Origin of the sequence: Pseudomonas sp. BNK-15, from assembly GCF_047456105.1 — a bacterium.
Taxonomy (GTDB): Bacteria; Pseudomonadota; Gammaproteobacteria; order Pseudomonadales; family Pseudomonadaceae; genus Aquipseudomonas; species Aquipseudomonas putida_E.
In genome coordinates this window covers 1,137,982-1,154,602 of record NZ_CP179898.1, presented here as the reverse complement: position 1 = coordinate 1,154,602, position 16,621 = coordinate 1,137,982, and the positions used below count along the sequence as shown (strand labels likewise).

The 16,621-nt window shown below is 54.4% G+C and carries 14 protein-coding genes and 2 pseudogenes; 11 read left to right on the top strand and 5 right to left on the bottom strand.

The window, feature by feature from the left end; translation table 11 throughout:
• Nucleotides 1-151 precede the first annotated feature (151 nt).
• Complete coding sequence (locus ACMGF5_RS05230) at nt 152-2,332, bottom strand: hypothetical protein (RefSeq protein ID WP_414157613.1); 2,181 nt, start codon at nt 2,330-2,332, stop codon at nt 152-154.
• Nucleotides 2,333-2,957: 625 nt separating this feature from the next.
• Between ACMGF5_RS05230 and ACMGF5_RS05225 the strand changes: the two genes are divergently transcribed.
• Nucleotides 2,958-3,680, top strand: a complete 723-nt coding sequence (locus ACMGF5_RS05225) for a hypothetical protein (RefSeq protein WP_204918925.1) — start codon at nt 2,958-2,960, stop codon at nt 3,678-3,680.
• A 791-nt stretch (nt 3,681-4,471) separates the two neighbouring features.
• Here the strand turns inward: ACMGF5_RS05225 and ACMGF5_RS05220 are convergent.
• Nucleotides 4,472-5,275 carry a restriction endonuclease gene (locus ACMGF5_RS05220; RefSeq protein ID WP_204918923.1) on the bottom strand — a complete coding sequence of 268 codons (804 nt, stop codon included), beginning with the start codon at nt 5,273-5,275 and terminating at the stop codon, nt 4,472-4,474.
• Between the two features lie 171 nt (nt 5,276-5,446).
• On the opposite strand from ACMGF5_RS05220, the gene ACMGF5_RS05215 reads away from it, so the two are divergent.
• The 5 genes from ACMGF5_RS05215 to ACMGF5_RS05195 all read left to right on the top strand — a co-directional run bounded on the left by ACMGF5_RS05215 (nt 5,447) and on the right by ACMGF5_RS05195 (nt 11,545).
• Complete coding sequence (locus tag ACMGF5_RS05215; protein ID WP_204918921.1) at nt 5,447-7,099, top strand: Shedu anti-phage system protein SduA domain-containing protein; 1,653 nt, start codon at nt 5,447-5,449, stop codon at nt 7,097-7,099.
• Nucleotides 7,100-7,943: 844 nt separating this feature from the next.
• Nucleotides 7,944-8,522, top strand: a complete 579-nt coding sequence (locus tag ACMGF5_RS05210; RefSeq protein WP_125923459.1) for a plasmid pRiA4b ORF-3 family protein — start codon at nt 7,944-7,946, stop codon at nt 8,520-8,522.
• Nucleotides 8,523-8,679: 157 nt separating this feature from the next.
• Nucleotides 8,680-10,044 (top strand): type II toxin-antitoxin system HipA family toxin, encoded by a 1,365-nt coding sequence (locus tag ACMGF5_RS05205; RefSeq protein ID WP_414157845.1) that lies wholly within the window; start codon nt 8,680-8,682, stop codon nt 10,042-10,044.
• Entirely contained in the window at nt 10,041-10,511 is a 471-nt protein-coding gene (locus ACMGF5_RS05200) for a helix-turn-helix domain-containing protein (protein WP_237859833.1), read from the top strand. The genes ACMGF5_RS05205 and ACMGF5_RS05200 overlap by 4 nt, the downstream gene beginning before the upstream one ends.
• A gap of 812 nt (nt 10,512-11,323) precedes the next feature.
• Nucleotides 11,324-11,545: a hypothetical protein gene (locus ACMGF5_RS05195; RefSeq protein ID WP_012316324.1), complete on the top strand. Its 222-nt coding sequence runs from the start codon at nt 11,324-11,326 to the stop codon at nt 11,543-11,545.
• Nucleotides 11,546-11,699: 154 nt separating this feature from the next.
• Here ACMGF5_RS05195 and ACMGF5_RS05190 read toward each other — a convergent pair whose 3' ends face one another.
• Together ACMGF5_RS05190 and ACMGF5_RS05185 are read right to left on the bottom strand one after the other, a co-directional pair.
• The gene (locus ACMGF5_RS05190) at nt 11,700-12,872 is read right to left on the bottom strand and encodes an MFS transporter (RefSeq protein WP_414157612.1); all 1,173 of its coding nucleotides are present in this window, start codon (nt 12,870-12,872) and stop codon (nt 11,700-11,702) included.
• Nucleotides 12,865-13,677: an alpha/beta fold hydrolase gene (locus tag ACMGF5_RS05185; protein ID WP_012316322.1), complete on the bottom strand. Its 813-nt coding sequence runs from the start codon at nt 13,675-13,677 to the stop codon at nt 12,865-12,867. The genes ACMGF5_RS05190 and ACMGF5_RS05185 overlap by 8 nt, the downstream gene beginning before the upstream one ends.
• A gap of 125 nt (nt 13,678-13,802) precedes the next feature.
• On the opposite strand from ACMGF5_RS05185, the gene ACMGF5_RS05180 reads away from it, so the two are divergent.
• From ACMGF5_RS05180 to ACMGF5_RS05160, 5 genes and pseudogenes are all read left to right on the top strand, one after another.
• Entirely contained in the window at nt 13,803-14,309 is a 507-nt protein-coding gene (locus ACMGF5_RS05180; RefSeq protein ID WP_012316321.1) for a MarR family winged helix-turn-helix transcriptional regulator, read from the top strand.
• A gap of 25 nt (nt 14,310-14,334) precedes the next feature.
• Nucleotides 14,335-14,532: pseudogene (locus ACMGF5_RS05175) on the top strand (helix-turn-helix domain-containing protein); the annotation flags it as partial.
• A gap of 36 nt (nt 14,533-14,568) precedes the next feature.
• Nucleotides 14,569-14,787 (top strand): annotated as a pseudogene (locus tag ACMGF5_RS05170) (XRE family transcriptional regulator); the annotation flags it as partial.
• 352 nt (nt 14,788-15,139) lie between these two features.
• Nucleotides 15,140-15,283 (top strand): hypothetical protein, encoded by a 144-nt coding sequence (locus ACMGF5_RS05165; RefSeq protein ID WP_174141599.1) that lies wholly within the window; start codon nt 15,140-15,142, stop codon nt 15,281-15,283.
• Complete coding sequence (locus ACMGF5_RS05160) at nt 15,276-15,518, top strand: hypothetical protein (protein ID WP_115273837.1); 243 nt, start codon at nt 15,276-15,278, stop codon at nt 15,516-15,518. Before ACMGF5_RS05165 ends, ACMGF5_RS05160 begins: the two co-directional genes overlap by 8 nt.
• A 135-nt stretch (nt 15,519-15,653) precedes the next feature.
• Here ACMGF5_RS05160 and ACMGF5_RS05155 read toward each other — a convergent pair whose 3' ends face one another.
• A complete protein-coding gene (locus ACMGF5_RS05155) occupies nt 15,654-16,610 on the bottom strand; it encodes an arsenic resistance protein (protein WP_414157611.1) in 957 nt (318 codons plus the stop codon).
• Between the last annotated feature and the right edge of the window lie 11 nt (nt 16,611-16,621).

Here is a 16,621-nt window from a genome sequence, read left to right as displayed (position 1 = left end):
TTGACATGTCTACCAATCAAATTCGGCGCAATTGAACGGCCATGTCATACACAAACAACTTATCAAATCGAAGGAAAACTTTCGGTTAACCTATTGCACATACTCAGCGAAAGCCAAGCAAAAAAGCAAATCCTGTGACCATAATTAACCTTCATGGCAGCGCCTTGACTTTTCCGTACAAATCATAAAGATGAAGTGCCGACATATCCAGTATGGGCTCATACATGAAAGAGTTAAGATGAATGTTTTCAGGAGTCATCAAATTCACTTGCGAGAGCACCATAATCCCATCATTTTCAGATGAAAACTTTGATGAGTATTTGCTAAACAATTCAAATGTTTGATTGCTGCTGATAGAATCTACGAAAGCAGCGTCGTTGATTTTTGCGATCATATATTCTTCAGCTTTAAGTCTTATGGCGATAGACAAAATAACCTTTGATTCTAGTTCGACATCGTCAGCAGCATTGGCGGCAAGTTTTTCTGCCTCATCGTAGATCAGCTGAAGAGCGCTAAATGTGGGGTTTGGAAGGGACAGAGCTGCTTGATCTGATAGTGTGGCTTTAACGATGGACTCAAGATCGGTAATTGTTAATGCCTGACTATCTGATTTAATATGTAAAAGAGAGGTAAGCCTCAGATAGTGCTGGCTATTAGTCCCATGACAGTACTCTGCCAAGTTTCGCACAAAAGGAATGCTTGCCACTAGAAAAGCAGAGTTTTGGGCTAGTCCTTTTTTCCAAATCAGAAACGGATTTTTTTGATATTTTTCCTGTACAAAGCTCAGGGCATGCTGATCTTTTCTTGCGAAAAATCTTCGCTCCCTGGCAATCTGAAGGCGGCTGCTGATTGTTCGATGAAAATCAAAATTATGAGTTAGGAATATTAGCCTGAAAAATGAGACCTTGGAGATTTCGTTAAAATACTCAATAATTGCGTACTTATTTTTATAATCAAAAGAGTCGGCAATGTCATCGACCACAAATAGGGTGGCCTGATTAGATTCTCGGCGCGCGTGCACCTCGAAAAGGACATTCAATATATAAAGTGCTCGCTTTTCCCCTTGGCTGAGGACCTGGAGCAATTTATCTTCCTCGACACCACAGGTTTCTTGGCCATCATGAAATTCAAAAATTACTTTCGGACTTTCGCCTTTTAGGATGACGTCTTGTTGATTCTGAACAACTAGCTTAAATGGAACGTAAAACCGCTCGTTGAACTGAGCAACAACGGCAGCCCACTTGGTTTTTTCTTCCTGAGCCTGCTTTGCTGTCTGCGCAATTACATCCTTTGCTGACGTATACGCCATGGCAAAAACACTCATAGCTGATTGAGCTATGTTGAAATAGCTGAACCATAGTTTTTTTCTGAAGCCTTCAAAGTCACTAAGCTCGGATAGGATTTCCGGATGGAGTGTCAAATACTCTCTAAACTTTTTTAATTCAGCATTTTTTTGAAGCTGCTTATCAACCGCTTCGAATCTTGCAGATAGCTCTTTGTCGCCTAATATGCGTTGTTTCTCTGCCTGAACTAATCCCTCCAATTCTTTGGCAGATGAAACTTCAGTCCTTTCCCCTCCATTAGAAATATTCAGGGTGTGATTCGCCTCAAAGAAACCGTTAGTTTGAAGATTTTTAGAGACATCACTTGCCCCAGCATGGTTAAACTTCTTACTGAGGAGAGGGGAGCCTTCCACTAGCTCTTGATATTTAGACATGTACTCTTGAAGCTGTTGATGTAGCGTACCTGCCTTAAACGCAGCTATAGTTTTGTCGTTGAATATCTCTATATAAGATAAATCGGCGAACCTGGTATCACCATCGAGTTCACCTGCTACCTCTGCAAAGAAGTCATACGGATTAGAAAATTTGAAGACCTCTTTTATTTCAGATGCAGGAGAAGCCTTTCCTGGCCACCCAGAAGCTTCCTTCAGCGCTTTCAGCAAGGCTTCCTGAGTAGACTCGATATTTTTTACCGCCTCCTCATATGCCTCTCTAAGCTTGGGATTGACTAGTAGTGTCGAAGTTCCAGAGCCGGAGTAACGCTCCACATATGGCTTGACGACGAACACGGAGTCCGGGGTGATCGAAGCCGCGGGCTCGGCTGTGATTGTGCGGTTGGTAGTACGTGTAGGGAAAATTAGATCTTGGCTGTCGCGTCCTTCTTGGAAGTCTAAGAAAGTCCGAGCAAGTGATGTCTTCATGAAACCGTTTGGAGCATAGATCGAGAAGGCTGAGCCATCTGGTGTTTTTTGCATCCCCTTAAAAATTAACTTTGTATCAAGCCTTTGAATTCCATAACAATTTTCTAATTTAATATCTAAGAAATCCATGTCTATTGCTCCGATCTAAAGGCCTCGTTGTGGAAAGTATCGTTTTGCCATCACCTTGTCCAGATGGCAATGCCGCCTCCCATCGGGGCGGATCTGGATAGGTAACGAATATGTCGAGTACACCAAGAGGGCGCGCTTTTATCGGCAACGCCTAGCACCTGCCCTCGAACGCCCAGGCCATGCAGGTTCCGTCTCATGCCTGCCTCACACCACATTGCAAAATCAGGGACTTCACTTGACCAATGTTTTTCTTTACCCCCAACATGTAAGCGATAGACTACGACAACCAAATATCAGGGCCAATTCTGAAAACGATAGCCGCTGACACAAGCTGACTTGGAGGCTGTACATGAATAAGGATGAAGAACTTAAAATTTTCAGACAGGTATTCGGACATTCTTTTGATAGTTGTTTAGAACATTCTGAGTCACCTGACTTCATCATCAAAAGCGACCAAATACACGGAGTCGAAATCACTGAAGTTTACTGTGACGCTACTGAAGCAAGGCTACGGCACGCTGACGGATACCTTGAAAACCTTCTGAGCGGAACTGGAAAAGTATTCAGATAGGACAAAGACACAATAACCGTTGATACGATAAAGATCTACCATGAAGATGGTGAGTTGTACTCGGAAGATATAGCAGTAATACGCGAAGTCATCAGCTTCGATGACGCTCTAAAGCTAATCGAACACGCCATAAAAGAAAAAAGCAAAAAAAGCTCAACATATCTTAGCTCATACCATACCGTCGAACTCATAATAAATGACTCTTCCGGTCTATTCCACGTGCAGGATGGCGAAAAATTCCATCAATTCTTTGTCCACCACCTTGATAGAAGTGCGTTGCGCGAATCATCCTTCCGAGAAATTTTCTTCGTGTGCGACCTCTGGAGTGGTCAACGAATCTACCTGCCTATCAAGCTTAATTTATTCCTTAGCGACTTCCTTGGGGTATTAGAGATCGCGGAGTCAGAAGCCATTGAAGATTGGACTGAATCTACAGAACAAATAGAGGCTGTTCTGATAGCACTACATGAGCTTGGCCACACTAGCTTTTCATTCGAATACGTGGATGGAGAACTACATGTAGATCTTGGAGGTTCGGTGATTGAATTCACTGACACCGGAACCAAAATCAAAGACCATACCACGCTTCTGATAGAGCACGAGCTAGCGCATAAAGTAGGCGACCTCCAATCATACGCACTAACTGAAACAATCAATCTAGCGAACCGATTGAAGATTCGACGCTGGGAGAACTCCGTCTATGTTCGTATTTCCTACCCAGTAATGGCTCCGTCCCCGAGAGATTACGATCAGCAAAGGGTAATTAAATCCTGCTAGGCTCGCGTCATAGGGGTTGTGAACCCGTGTGCGAACCACCTGTGAGAACTGGCCCAACATCAACGCCAGAGGCATTCCAGCAGCGCGCATCTGGCTGCATACATCGGTAGGTCTTGCAAGACAAGAAACAAGTGACAGATTTATTTTTCGGCGCTCGTTGATGTGCCATTAAATAACTCTGTCCCCGTTTTTCGCTGTGCGCAGAGATTTACGTCCTAATTAGTACCACGGCGCGCGGAGTCGAGGATCCACCGCTGAGCAGTGAACCATGCTCATCGCCGTCCCGAACTAGAAGCTCAAGTCCCTCTAACAACTCGCTTGGGAGCGTTGATTATAGTTACTAGTTGAGGTGCGCCAAATTTTCCATAGCTTTCCAGACCCGCATAACACGTGGCCTCGCGGACCATTACTGTTCGTCTGTCTCCGCACCACATCCAGCTCCACTGTATTCCGCTGAATGCTTTGGAAGCTCTATAAACCGGCCTTCTGGCCGGTTTGTCGTTTCCACGACCCTCCGTCGGGAACCAACAAAATCCGCAATAACCGGGGGTATTTGGAGTGCAGTGTGTTTCCTGAATGAAGTACGTACCCCTATGCTGGGCCACTCCGCTCAGCGACCTCAGATGCCGCACGGCCGAACCGCGTAATCGCGCCTACAAACTGTTGTACGGCGCGGAGCATGTACCTGTACGTCACATCCAGCGGCCCGAAGGCTGGTGGTCTCGAAGCACCGTACGCCTGTAGCTTCCCCAGCCATAAGAAATCGTCTGGAGATTACATAAATGGTATTGTCAATCAGGTATTAAGTTAGGGCTAAATTCCATGCTGCCCTTTAATTTTCCAGAGCTTTCAGTTAGTGCAAGATGTGCATATTCAGATTTTTTCTTATCGAAAAATCCGCCTGCGAGGTATCGCTTGCCATCGTATTCAACTGGTTTTGGGTTGAGCTCTCTATAGTTTGATGAATAGCTCATGCGGATATGGAGTTTTTCTGGTTGAATGCGCACGCCATTACGATCCTCAAAAGTATGGTTGTTGCCTAGTTCTACTGTGATCTCGGCCCAGGGGTTTTGGGCGCCGCCCAATTCATTTTCTCTTAGTTCCTTAAAGTGAGATTGGGCAACGTTGCTTTCGCTCCAGACTTTTGTAGCGAAACTCCCCACGTCCATCAGTACTCCGTTTATAATCACTTTCGTGTCTACGCCGAACTGAAATCCGGAGTTGGCATACTCAGCGCTGCAGTCCATGGCAAGTTTGGTTAGTTTATAAGTGCGTCCATACATTGCCAGGTTTTTGAGTGGTGCGAAGTATTTTGACCAGTTTTCTGATCGGGCCGAATTAAATGTTAGAATTTTAATATCATTTGCAATAGCATACTCTTTCGCGGGCTTGGAAAAGCCTGAGTGGCTCACCACGACAGTTTTGTTGATCCCAAGTTTTCTGTGCTTTTCTTTAAAGCTTTCGAGTGTTCTAATTCCAACTGGTTTGGAAAGCTCAGTGCATTCCACTGCTATCTTGATTGCGCAGCCGGAAATTTCGCTTTCTATTAGAATGTCTACTTCACGCTCGCACTTGCCTTCATAATCATAAAGCATTGCAGACTCCGTCAAGTTCGCATCTGCTGAGGCCAACTCTCTATTAATTATTTTAACTAGCTTTTGGTAGTGATTAGTTCTGGCTGGCATACGTTGTACTTGATCCTTTTTGTACTGGTTGATACGTTAAGTCCCTTAGTACCCCGCGTTTGACACCTAAGGAAAGCCCGGATGCAAGAGCTGGAAGCACATTACATGGACTGTTCGCTGGCAACGGAAGCCCGGCTATCGCTGAGCGAGAACGAACTCCCACCTGGTACCGAGCCCATGCTACAGCACGTCCGCCAGGGTACCCTGCGTGAGATCGTGCAGGGCGAACAGCGTACACCAAGTAGCGATGAGGTCGTCAGCTGGGTGCGCAACTGTTATCGCGAGAACCCCCTTGTCGGCGATATTGCCCGTGCGATGTTCGTGATCAACGAAGACCTAGTGGTGGCCTACACCGAGTTGCCTATCCCCGACGAAGTACGGCTCGATCTTCAACGCCTGACGAAATTGAAGTTGGACCGCGATTTCTTTGTTTCCTCCACCTTCGAGGGTCAACCCTGTGGCGTACTCTTTAGGGGCTCGGAGATGGAGGAGGGCGGTGTTCTGTTTGAAATCACGGTTTTTGGGCGAGAAGGGCTAGCTGGTGAGGTGTGGCATTTGAACCTGCAGCTATCTAGTACTCGACCAGAACCCTTCATTTCCGTGTGTACGGCAGAGGGATGGATCTATTTTGAGCGAGAGCGCGCCCTGCAGGAGGCGCGTATCATGTTCTTGCTTCAATGTCTGTACCAGTACAGGAAATACCTATACCCAGTACTGCCGGTGAAGTCGATCATCGATGCCCGTAGTGACAGCCCCCGTGACAACCCGTTTCTCGTGAAGCTCATCACCAAGGCGTACTGTGGCCAGGTCGCCTGCACGAGAGTACGGGTAGACCTGGCCTTGATGCATCCTAGGGACATCGATTACGCACTGCGTACCCCGGATGAGGAGATCAGTCGGTTCATCACCCATGCCAGAACCACCGACATCCTCTTGTACGAAGAGGACGGCGTGCTCGTCATGGATGACGACTATCTGGTCTACATGGCGTGCAGGACGCTCGGCCTCACGCGGGTGAACGCTGTGATAGTCGGCGCCTTTGATCAGCCCCTTGTTGAAGTACTAGAGGTAGGAGGGCGTGAGCTTATCCCGCCCGTGGGAGTCACGCGCCAGCAATATCGTTCGCGCCGGGGCAGTGTTGACAAGCAGCACCTGCTGCAACGTAAGGTATCGGCGCTGCGCCCGAAACTCTCTCAGTCGGCCAGGTTTGAGCGCAATTTCATTGAGCTGTGCCATCTACTGGGACGGGTCGGCACGCGTGAAAGAGATCTGCACAACTTCCTTAAGCGGCACACCCAAGTGCTTGATTCCCATGTGGCAGCGGTCCTCAGCGAAGTTCGAATCGGCAAATACCGCGCGGACCTCGTGCTGAAATACCACCAGTCGGACAAGCGTGTGGTGCTGGTTGAGCTCGAGCCCCACAGCGCTCAGATCTTCACCAAGCGCAATAGCCTAAGGCATAAGGTGATCCACGCCGTGCAGCAGGTGCAGGACTGGATTAGGGAAATCCATAACAACGCAAGCAACCTACCCAAGTGGCTGGAAGGCAACTACACCGCAGAAGGGATGGTGGTGATCGGGCGGTCCAAGGACCTGACACAGGAACAGAAAGACACCTTGATGATCCACAACGCCAAGTCCGACATCAAGATTCTCACCTACGATGACCTTTTGGAGCGTTTTCAGCGCTTGATCGAGGTGCTCGACAAACAGAGGGATAAAACTTGTGAGTAAGTTTCCTAACATCCCCACTGAGGCGCCGATTTAAAAACTAAAAGTGACCATTTACAGCGGCAGCTACGGAGCCAGGCTGTGTGAAAACCCAAACGGGTCTCTGAAGATCGCGAGCGTACGTGAAATCTGAAATGGCTTGGTTATTCAGCTAACCCAGATTTCGCGCAGGAGCGCGAAATTCTGGTCATTTTCTAACCAGTCGGATCGCGCCAAGCGTTTTCACACAGCCTGGAGCCGTTGCTGCCGTTTTTGAATGGACAATCGGGGGTGGAAAATCACGGTGCGGACAGCTCTACAAAATTCCAGCTCATCAGGATTTGCTAAGCTTTCACAGGCAGATTTCAGATTCGATTCCAATGAAATCCATAACTAGCTGAATCGTATTATAGATACCCTAAGAGGTACGTCAAAAATCCACTAAATTCCAGTCCCGCGAAAATCGGGACCTTACGGCCAACAACCGTCCGTCTGTCTCCGCACCATAAGATTGGCCAAAGGCGATTTCTCGTTCGCTGGCACCACAAAGAAGCCCGCCTTGTGCGGGTTTTTTTGTACCTGTTTTTTGTTAGGTTGTTATCAGGCCTTAGGCGATGCGGCCAGGTGCATGGCTTGAGCGTGCTGGCGTTTTGATGTCGAGCATCGCCGGCGCGGCGCTTGATCTACGGGGCGCCGCAAAAGGCAGCGGCATGCACTCCCAAATTCGCCACCTCAACGGCAACCCGTGAAGAATACTTTTTATCCACGTCTTGGAGCGCATCGCCGAACACCCGATCAATCGGGTCGATAAACTGCCTCTCGTGGTACGTTTCTTTCACCTACTGAACTCTGCGAGGTGCCCTTACCCATGGTCAAAACTGTTCGCTTGCCCAAACCCGCGGCAGACCTGTTGTTGCTGCACATTGAATTGAAACACATCGAGCCGGCCATCTGGCGCCGCGTGGCGGTACCGGAAAACATCACCCTGGGCAGATTGCATTCAGTGATCCAGGTCGTGATGGGATGGGAGGGTGGGCACCTGCATGAATTTGAAATTGCCGGTGAGAATTACGGCATACCCGACCCTGATGGCTGGGGGCCGCCGGTAAAGCCGGAAGCGCGCAAAACCTTGGTCAAAGCTTTGTGCGGGAAGAAGAGTTTCCGCTATGTGTATGACTTTGGTGACGGCTGGGATCACCGGATCAAAGTCGTTAAAGTGCTGCCCGCCATCGCCTGTCCGCAGGTGCCGTATTGCGTCGATGGTGCCAATGCGTGCCCGCCGGAAGATGTGGGCGGTGAGCCGGGTTATGCCGAGTTTCTTCAAGCCATGGCAGACCCCAATCACCCAGAGCATGAGGCCATGATGGAATGGCATGGGGATATCTTCGACCCGGCGGCTTTCGACTGTGAGCTTACAAATGGTTGGCTGAAGGAATTCAGGGTCTGACAGTCCCGGGCGGAGCGGATTTTCGCGCTTTGCTGCTTACCAGGCGTGGCAACTACCTCTAGCACCACCCGTGCGCTGTGAATGCATAATCGGTAGTTCGCTGCCGGTTTTACCCGTGCTTAAGCTTTTAATCAGCATCGTATTGCCGGTTTCCGCTATGCCCACTATGATAATCAGCACTCAAATGCTGATTAATGGTGTGGCGATGCCGCTCAAACTCACGATCCAGGCTTTCTCCGATGGTGCATGGGGCGATGCAGCGACACTCACGGTCGAGAACCCCGAGCGTGTTGCTGATGGACGGTGCCTTGTCGCATACGACAGCGACTACATCATCGCGAACTTAGATCGCATGGAAGATCGTTGCGAACTGGCCCTAAGCGTTAACCTTCCGTTGAACTGGGACCATCATGACGTCACAGGGTATCCAGCATTCCTCTACGACATCATTCCCTCTGGTGCTGCCAAGGACTCTCTTGAATCCCGCTACGGGCGTCTTAAGCCCGAAGGCGTGGAAATGGGGCTGTACCTTTTGGAGCGCTTCACGCCGGCCCCTATTGGGCATCTGCGCATCAAGGAGTCGGTGGAAGGCCTTCAGCCGGATCTGAACGAGGCTTTCGCGCATGCTGAGGTCGTGGACAGGACGAACGAATTTCTTGAGTACGCCTATGAAAGCGGCGCGGCGTTGGGCGGTGCTACCGGTGCCAACGGGCAAGCCCCCAAGCTGGTCATGACCCAAGCCCACGACGGTGCTCTGTATGCTGATGCGATGCTCCCCGATGACCAGGCGTGCCGTCACTGGCTGATCAAGTTTGCGCGTAATCGAGGCGGCGAGCGCGACAAAGACATCCTGCGAACAGAGTTTCATTACTACAAGGCGGTTGCTGCCCTCGGCCTTGATACGGTTCCCACTGATGGTTTGGCGCTTGAAGAGGCAGTGAAGCCAAGCCTCTGGATGCCACGGTTTGATCGCCGAGTAGTGGATGGCGGGGTGGAGCGGATACCGCTGGAGTCGGTGTACTCGATCTGCGGCATTACCGGCTACGCGCATCCGATGGCGCATGCCGAAGTGGTTCACCGACTGGTAGGTCTATGGATCGATAACGGCCAGCAGGATGAGGTGGACGACCTGGTGTTCGAGTACGTGCGGCGCGATCTGCTGAACCGCATTCTAGGGAACACCGATAACCACGGCCGCAACACCTCCATCATGCGTGTGGGTGGGAGGTTTCGTTTGGCGCCAATCTATGACCTTGCGCCAATGATTCTGGATGAAGAGGGCATCACACGGACGACGAAGTGGGCGGCGGAGCGCAAGGGGTCTTCCAATTGGAGCGACAACTGCGCTGAGCTCGTTGGTTACACTGATCCCGATGTTCTGCTGCAACGGTTGAGGAATGCGGCTGAGGAATTCAGGGCGTTGCCCGATCTGCTGACCGATGCTCCTGAATCGATGCGCAATGCAGCCTCTCTACCCGTGAATAACCTGGATAAGCGACTCGTGGAGTGGGGACTGCGATGAAAAAACTACAGCCTGAAGAGCGCGCTCAGCTCGTAGAGGATATCGTCAAGCGCAACGCGGCTGGGCTCGATCCAATCGGCACATCCATCCGCCGTCTGCGGCTCGAAGTCACCGGGCTTGACCAAGAGACCTTCGCGGCCATGTGCAGGATGTCCACGAAAAGCCTGTACGAACTGGAAAGCGGGAAGTCGAATCCGAAGCTCAGCACTTTGGAGGCCGTGCTGCGTCTCTTTGGCGTGCGGATGGGTATGGTGATGACTGCCAAAGACAAGCCCATCGCAACGGTCGTCGGCAACAATGTCGGCCAGTTGAAGGCCGGTGGGCCAATCGCTGTGGCCGCGCCGCTGGCCAGTTCCTACGTGGTGGCCGGACCGAAACGAGGGAAAAGCCCGGTGGCAGCCAAAGCGAAGAAGGCAGCGTCGAGGCCGGCATCGCCACGGGCACGGAAAAGCAGTCAGGAAAAGTGAGATTGATGTGGGATGCAAATAAAGTCTCATCCCATTTGCCTCTAACTGATCGGTTGCGGCATTAAGCCCGGTTGCTCGCAGTAGTTCCAAACCAAGACGGCTCCATGCTTGTAACGATAACCATGGGTAATCCAGGGTTGAGGTTTTCCACAGAAAATGGCGGCTGTGTGTGGGCAGGCTTCGGCCTGGCCGGGTTTCCAAGTTCCCCGGTATTCCTACCCCATACAAAGCTGCCACCCCCCAATCCTGCCGGAAGTAGCGATTAGGCTGCTGGGTAACAATCCCAAGCCTGATCCTTACGGGCGAACGTGACAGTTCAGCATGATTGTCGCGCCACTGCGCGCTATGGCGTGCTGTCGTGACAACTCCTACGGCTCATGATGCACTTTCGGACCACACTGAACCTTGCGGAAGCTGGCCTGGAGGGATAAATTCATCGGGTCGCAACCAATTGTGCGACCGGGTTTGGCGACCCGTATGAAAAGGCGCAACGGCGCCCCGATCACGATTGCAGGCGCTTTTTTTGCGTCCGCTGTCTCGTGTAATGGCGGCTGTGCGTGGGAGACCCTCGGGTCTGCCGGGTTCCTTTTCCTCGGTTCGCCAACCTGCGTACAGCTGCCACCCTAATCGTTTGGCGACGGTCAGCGTGGTGCTCCAAACGAAAAGGACCTCATGCATGCTCACCGTAAGTCTATCCAGGATCCTCGCATCCGTTCTCCGCCGCCGTCGCCCTTCGCCGGCTCCCGAACCCCACCGGTTCTACCCCATCTACGACCCATCCCGTCCGCACAACGCACCCAAGCAGGTGCCCCATGACTGACCAGGAACGCTTGTCCACAATCCAGAGCTACGCCTGGACCCTCGAACTGCTCGGCGAAGCCTTGGTGCAGCATGACGAGATGCTCGAGTGTGAACACAACCCTCACTTGAGCTTCCGGAACACCGCAGGTATCCACCAGGCGATACGGATCATCAGCCAGTTGGCCAGTGAGCAGTGTGCGAAAGTTAGCCTGTTGAAGGGCGAAGCCTGCTAAGGAGGGGCATATCCGGTTACAGGGCACGTTCAGGTACCTCCTGATCATGCGTTTTGGCCTGTAAACCGTCCCTGCCTTGAACCGCGAACGCGGCCTCCGGTTCGTACCGGAGGCCCGCCCACACAGGGTGCCCTTCGATTGAAACCTCACCCGCTCACGCTTCGCGCACCGCCCCCGGCAACTGCACGGCCTTCGGTCGCAACAGCGTGCTCAACCCCAGCAACAACACCGCACCGATGGCCATTATCCCCCAGGCCCAGTGCAACGAACTGAGCTGGTCACGGACGATGCCGGCAATCAGTGGCATGGTCGCTGCGATCAGGTAGCCACCGCCCTGTACGAACGCCAGCAAGGCGCCGGCTTCGGTTGGCGAGTGGGTGTGGTCGAGGGTGACGATGAGCGACAACGGGAACAATGCGCCGATGCCAAGCCCCAGGCACAGGGTGGCCACCACCGCGAGCTGCACGGGGGCGAGCATCAGGCAGGCCAGGCCGGCAAGCAACAGCAGTATCACCACGGTCAGCGGCTGTCTGCGGTCTGGGTAGCGCTGAATGAGGGCTGAAACCAGTAGGCCGGCGATGACCTCGGTGACGGTGAGGGCGCCAAGCAGGTAACCCGCCTGGGTGGCCGTCCAGCCCAATTCAACATAGAACGGCGGCAACCAGGCCAGCACCAGCGTGTAGGCACCCGTGCCAATGCCGAAGAACAACAACAGCAACCAGGCTCGCCCGCTGCGGTACGGCAAGGTGGCATCGCTGTGGCTACCGGGGTCGCTGCCGGCGGCAAGCAACCAGGCGATCAAGCCGACCAGCGCCGGCAAGGCTGCAACCCCCAACGTCAGTTGCCAGCCGAAGGTGCTGGCACCCGGCGCCGCAAAGGCAGCGGCCAGCGCTGCGCCGCCCATGATGCCGGTGGTGAACAGCCCCATCAGCATGCCGGCGCTTTGCGGGTGGCTGCGCTTGATGAACGCGGGCATCAAAGCCTGGATAACCGCAATGCCGACCCCGCCCAACGCGGCTGTTGCGATCAGCGCCGTGCCGGACGTGATATAGGCCCGTGCGGCGCAGCTGATGACGATCAGCGTGATACCCATCGCCACACCTCGCACTTCACCTACCAGGCGCAGCAGCCAGGGGCCGGACAGCGCGAACAACCCCATCATCATCACTGGCAGGGTGGTCAGCAGGCCGCCTTGGGCGTTGCTCAGGCCCAGGTCTTGTTGCAGGGTGCCGAGCAAGGGGCCGATGGCCGCCATGATGGGGCGTAGGTTCAAGCCGATCAGCATGGCCAGTAGGCCGATGCACGCTTTGCTTGGCAGATCACGCATGTTGAAGTGGCTCCTGCAGGAAGGTGCATATCGCCTGGTTGAAGGCCTGGGCGTACGGAATGTTGAATACGTGGCCGTCACCCGGCAGGGTGATCTGGCGGGCATGGTCGATACGTTGGGTGATGTCTTCGGCTTCCGAGCGTGGGCTGATGAGGTCGCCTTCGGCGGCGAGCACCAGGGTTGCCGCTTGAATCGCTGGCAATTGATTGCTCAGGTCGTAGCGCTTCATGCCATTGCACCAGCGGATCTGGCTTTGCGCTGACAGTTGAGCGGCCTGGGCGTGCCAGGCCTGGTACAGGCATTGGCCTTCGGCCGAGGCGGCATAATCAGCGCCAACCAACGCCGGCCAAGTGGCCTTGAACCGCTTCAGGCAGCCGTCCGCCTGGGCAAGGTTTGCGGCCCAGTCGTTCAGCAGCCCCTGGCGGTACGTGCTGTTCATGCTGGCGAATGTGCCGGCGACCACCAGTTGCTGTACGGCCTCAGGTGCATGGCAGGCCATTTCGAGCGCCACCATGCCGCCCAGGGAGAGGCCGATCAGGTGGGTGCTTTCCAGCCCCAGGTGGTCGAGCAGTGCCAGCATTTCCAGTGCCTGGGCATGGGCCGTGATACCTTCGGGCGCTTCGCTGGACGCGCCGTGGCCCAGCAGGTCGGATACGATAACGCGGTGGCCCAGGCTGAGCAGTGCACTGGCCTGGGGCGCCCAGGCACGCCCGCTGTTGCCCAGGCCATGCAGCAGCAGCACCGGGCTGCCAGCGCCTGAGTCGTAGTAGTAGTGCCGATGCGGTCCGTGTATGAAAAATGCCATGTGTTCTCCTGATCCTTCAGTCGTATCGTCAGCAAGATAACTTAACGTTAAGATAGTTTAAAGGCGTCGGAGTTCAGGAGTTTGCGCGGGTTAACAGTTGATCAATTGCCCGGTGAAGGGGAGCTATGAACGATCATGTGGATTTCGTCGTCGCGCAGTGGGCGCAGGCGATGCCCTCGGTGGACGTCACATCCATGGAGATTTTCGGGCGCATGGCGCGCATCCAGAAGCATCTGGAGCGCATGCGTGCCGAAGCGCTGGCACAGTACGGCTTCAAGGAAGGCGAGTTCGATGTGCTGGCGACGCTGCGAAGGGCAGGGGCGCCGTACCGCCTGACGCCAACCGAGCTTTACCGCTCGCTGCTGATCACATCCGGGGCGATGACCAACCGGCTGGCCCGGCTGGAAAGCGCCGGCATGGTCGAACGTATTGCCGACGATCACGACAAGCGCAGCTACCAGGTTGCACTGACCGCGGCAGGTAAGGTGTTGATTGAGAAGGCTCTGCTTACACATACTGAGATTCAGGAGCTGGTACTGGCCCCTTTGAGTGCGAAGCAGCGCGCAGGGTTTGCGCAGCTGTTGAAGCAGATGCTCGCGTGTCTGCCTGGCGAAGGGGCGCCCAGCCAATGAACTGGAAAATTCAGGAGGAATTTTCATGCTGCACAGCAACTACCTCAAGCAGTTGGATCTGCAGGACATCGTGGTGTTTCTCAACCTGCTCGAGTTGCGCAGCGCCAAGCGCACCGCCGAGTTGATGAGCGTCAGCCAGCCTACCGTCAGTTATTGCCTCAAGCGCCTGCGTGGCTGCTTCGATGACACGTTGTTCGCTTCTTCCCAGGGCGTGCTGCTGCCCACCACCAAGGCCGAGAAAATCGCACCCTACCTGCGTATGGTGATGACTGCCAAAGACAAGCCCATCGCAACGGTCGTCGGCAACAATGTCGGCCAGTTGAAGGCTGGTGCGCCAATCGCTGTGGCCGTGCCGCTGGCCAGCTCCTACGTGGTGGCCGGACCCAAGCGAGGGTAAAGCCCTGCGGCAGCCAAAGCGAAGAAGGCAGTGTCGAGGCCAGCATCGCCACGGGCACGGAAAAGCAGTCAGGAAAAGTAAGATTGATGTGGGATGCAAATCGGGTCACGTTTGCGTAGCTATAAGCGGGGCAGCCTGACGTACTGCTGGCCGAAGGCACTTGCGAAAGCGGTGGCATGGGGATAAATTGCCTCAGTCGCCGAAGCATCGGTGATGCGACCTTGGCCGGTCGGATTCGAAAGGCGCATCAGCGCTCAGTCTTCATCGCAGGCGCTTTTTTTGTGCCCGCGATGTCGTGTTTTGGCGGTGGTGCGCGGGACACCTTCGGGTGTGCCGGGCTCCTTTCGTCCCGGTCGGCCAACCCGCGTACTGCTGCCACCTTAACTTGCTTGGCCGCGAGCGGTGGCAGTTCCACAACGAAAGGAACTCATGCATGACCACCCGAAATCCGTTACTGATCCTCGCATTCGTTCTCCGCCGCCGTCGCCCTTCGCCGGCTCCCGAACCCCACCGTTTCTACCCCATCTACGACCCATCACGTCCGCACAGCGCACCCAAGCAGGTGCCCCATGACTGACCAAGAACGCTTGTCCACAATCCAGAGCTACGCCTGGACCCTCGAACTGCTCGGCGAAGCCTTGGTGCAGCATGACGAGATGCTCGAGTGTGAACACAACCCTCACTTGAGCTTCCGGAACACCGCAGGTATCCACCAAGCAATACGGATCATCAGCCAGTTGGCCAGTGAGCAGTGTGCGAAAACGAGCCTTTTGCAGGGCGAAGCTGGCGAGGCGGGGGAGGGAAGTCGGTGAGGTAGGTTGTATAAACGGCAAGTTACTGAACCGTTAACCAGGGCGGTTAGCAGTTCAGTAATTTGCCTGTGGGATTTTGGGGCTGCTTTGCAGCCCTTTCGCGACACAAGGCCGCTCCTACAGGGGTTGCGGGTATCAGGCTCGAATTAGTGCTGGTACCACTCGCACGTAAATCAACTCACTGACCAACTCCACCATCGTCTGGGTGATCACCGCCGCGGCCGCCAGCCCACGTATGTCCTCCGGCAGCGCCAGCGCCAGGGGCAACACCACCAGGGAGTTGCGTGTCGCGGCGCTGAAGGTCGCCGAGCGTACTTCTTCCACCGGCAACTGGAACAGCCGCGCCGAGGCAAACCCGAGCACCGGCGCCAGCAGCATGAAGCCGATGTACACCGGGATCACCGGCAGCAGGCGGTCGAAATCGTGTACTACCACGGCAATCTGCGAGCCGATCACTGCCACCAGCACCAGTGCCATCGCCGGCACCGGCATCCACGCCCAGGCCTCATTCCACACAGAAACGCTACGTGACCGGCGTGCTCCGGCCGAGGTGAGCACCGCCAGGATCAGCGGCAGCCCAATCAGCAGCACGAACGCCTCCATGAATGGCGTGATGGAAATCGCCACTTCGCTGCTGTCACCCAGCATCAGCGCCAGGTACACCGGCAACAGCACCAGTTGCACCAGCAACAGCACGGGGGTGGCGGCGAGGGTAAGGCGCGAGTCGCCTTTGCCGATGTGGGTGAACACCACCACGTAGTCGATGCAGGGCGTCAGCAGCACCATCAGGGCGCCGATGAGGATGGCCGGGTGCTCGACCAAGCCTCGGGTGGCGGCCCACACCAGTAACGGGACGAAGATGAAGTTGGCCAGCAGCAGCGCGGCCATGAAGCGGCGGTTGCCCAGGCCTTGGCGCAGGTCGAGGAAGGGGATTTGCAGGAACATCGCGTACATCAGTACGGCGATGGCGGGGGTGACCAGTGCTTCCAGGTGGCGCGCGGTGTCGGTGGCCAGCAGGCCGAAGGCCGCGGCGGCGAGCACGGCGGCGAAATACAACGCAATCTGATGGGTTTCGAGTTGCTCTCTGGTCAAGGCGGCGTCCT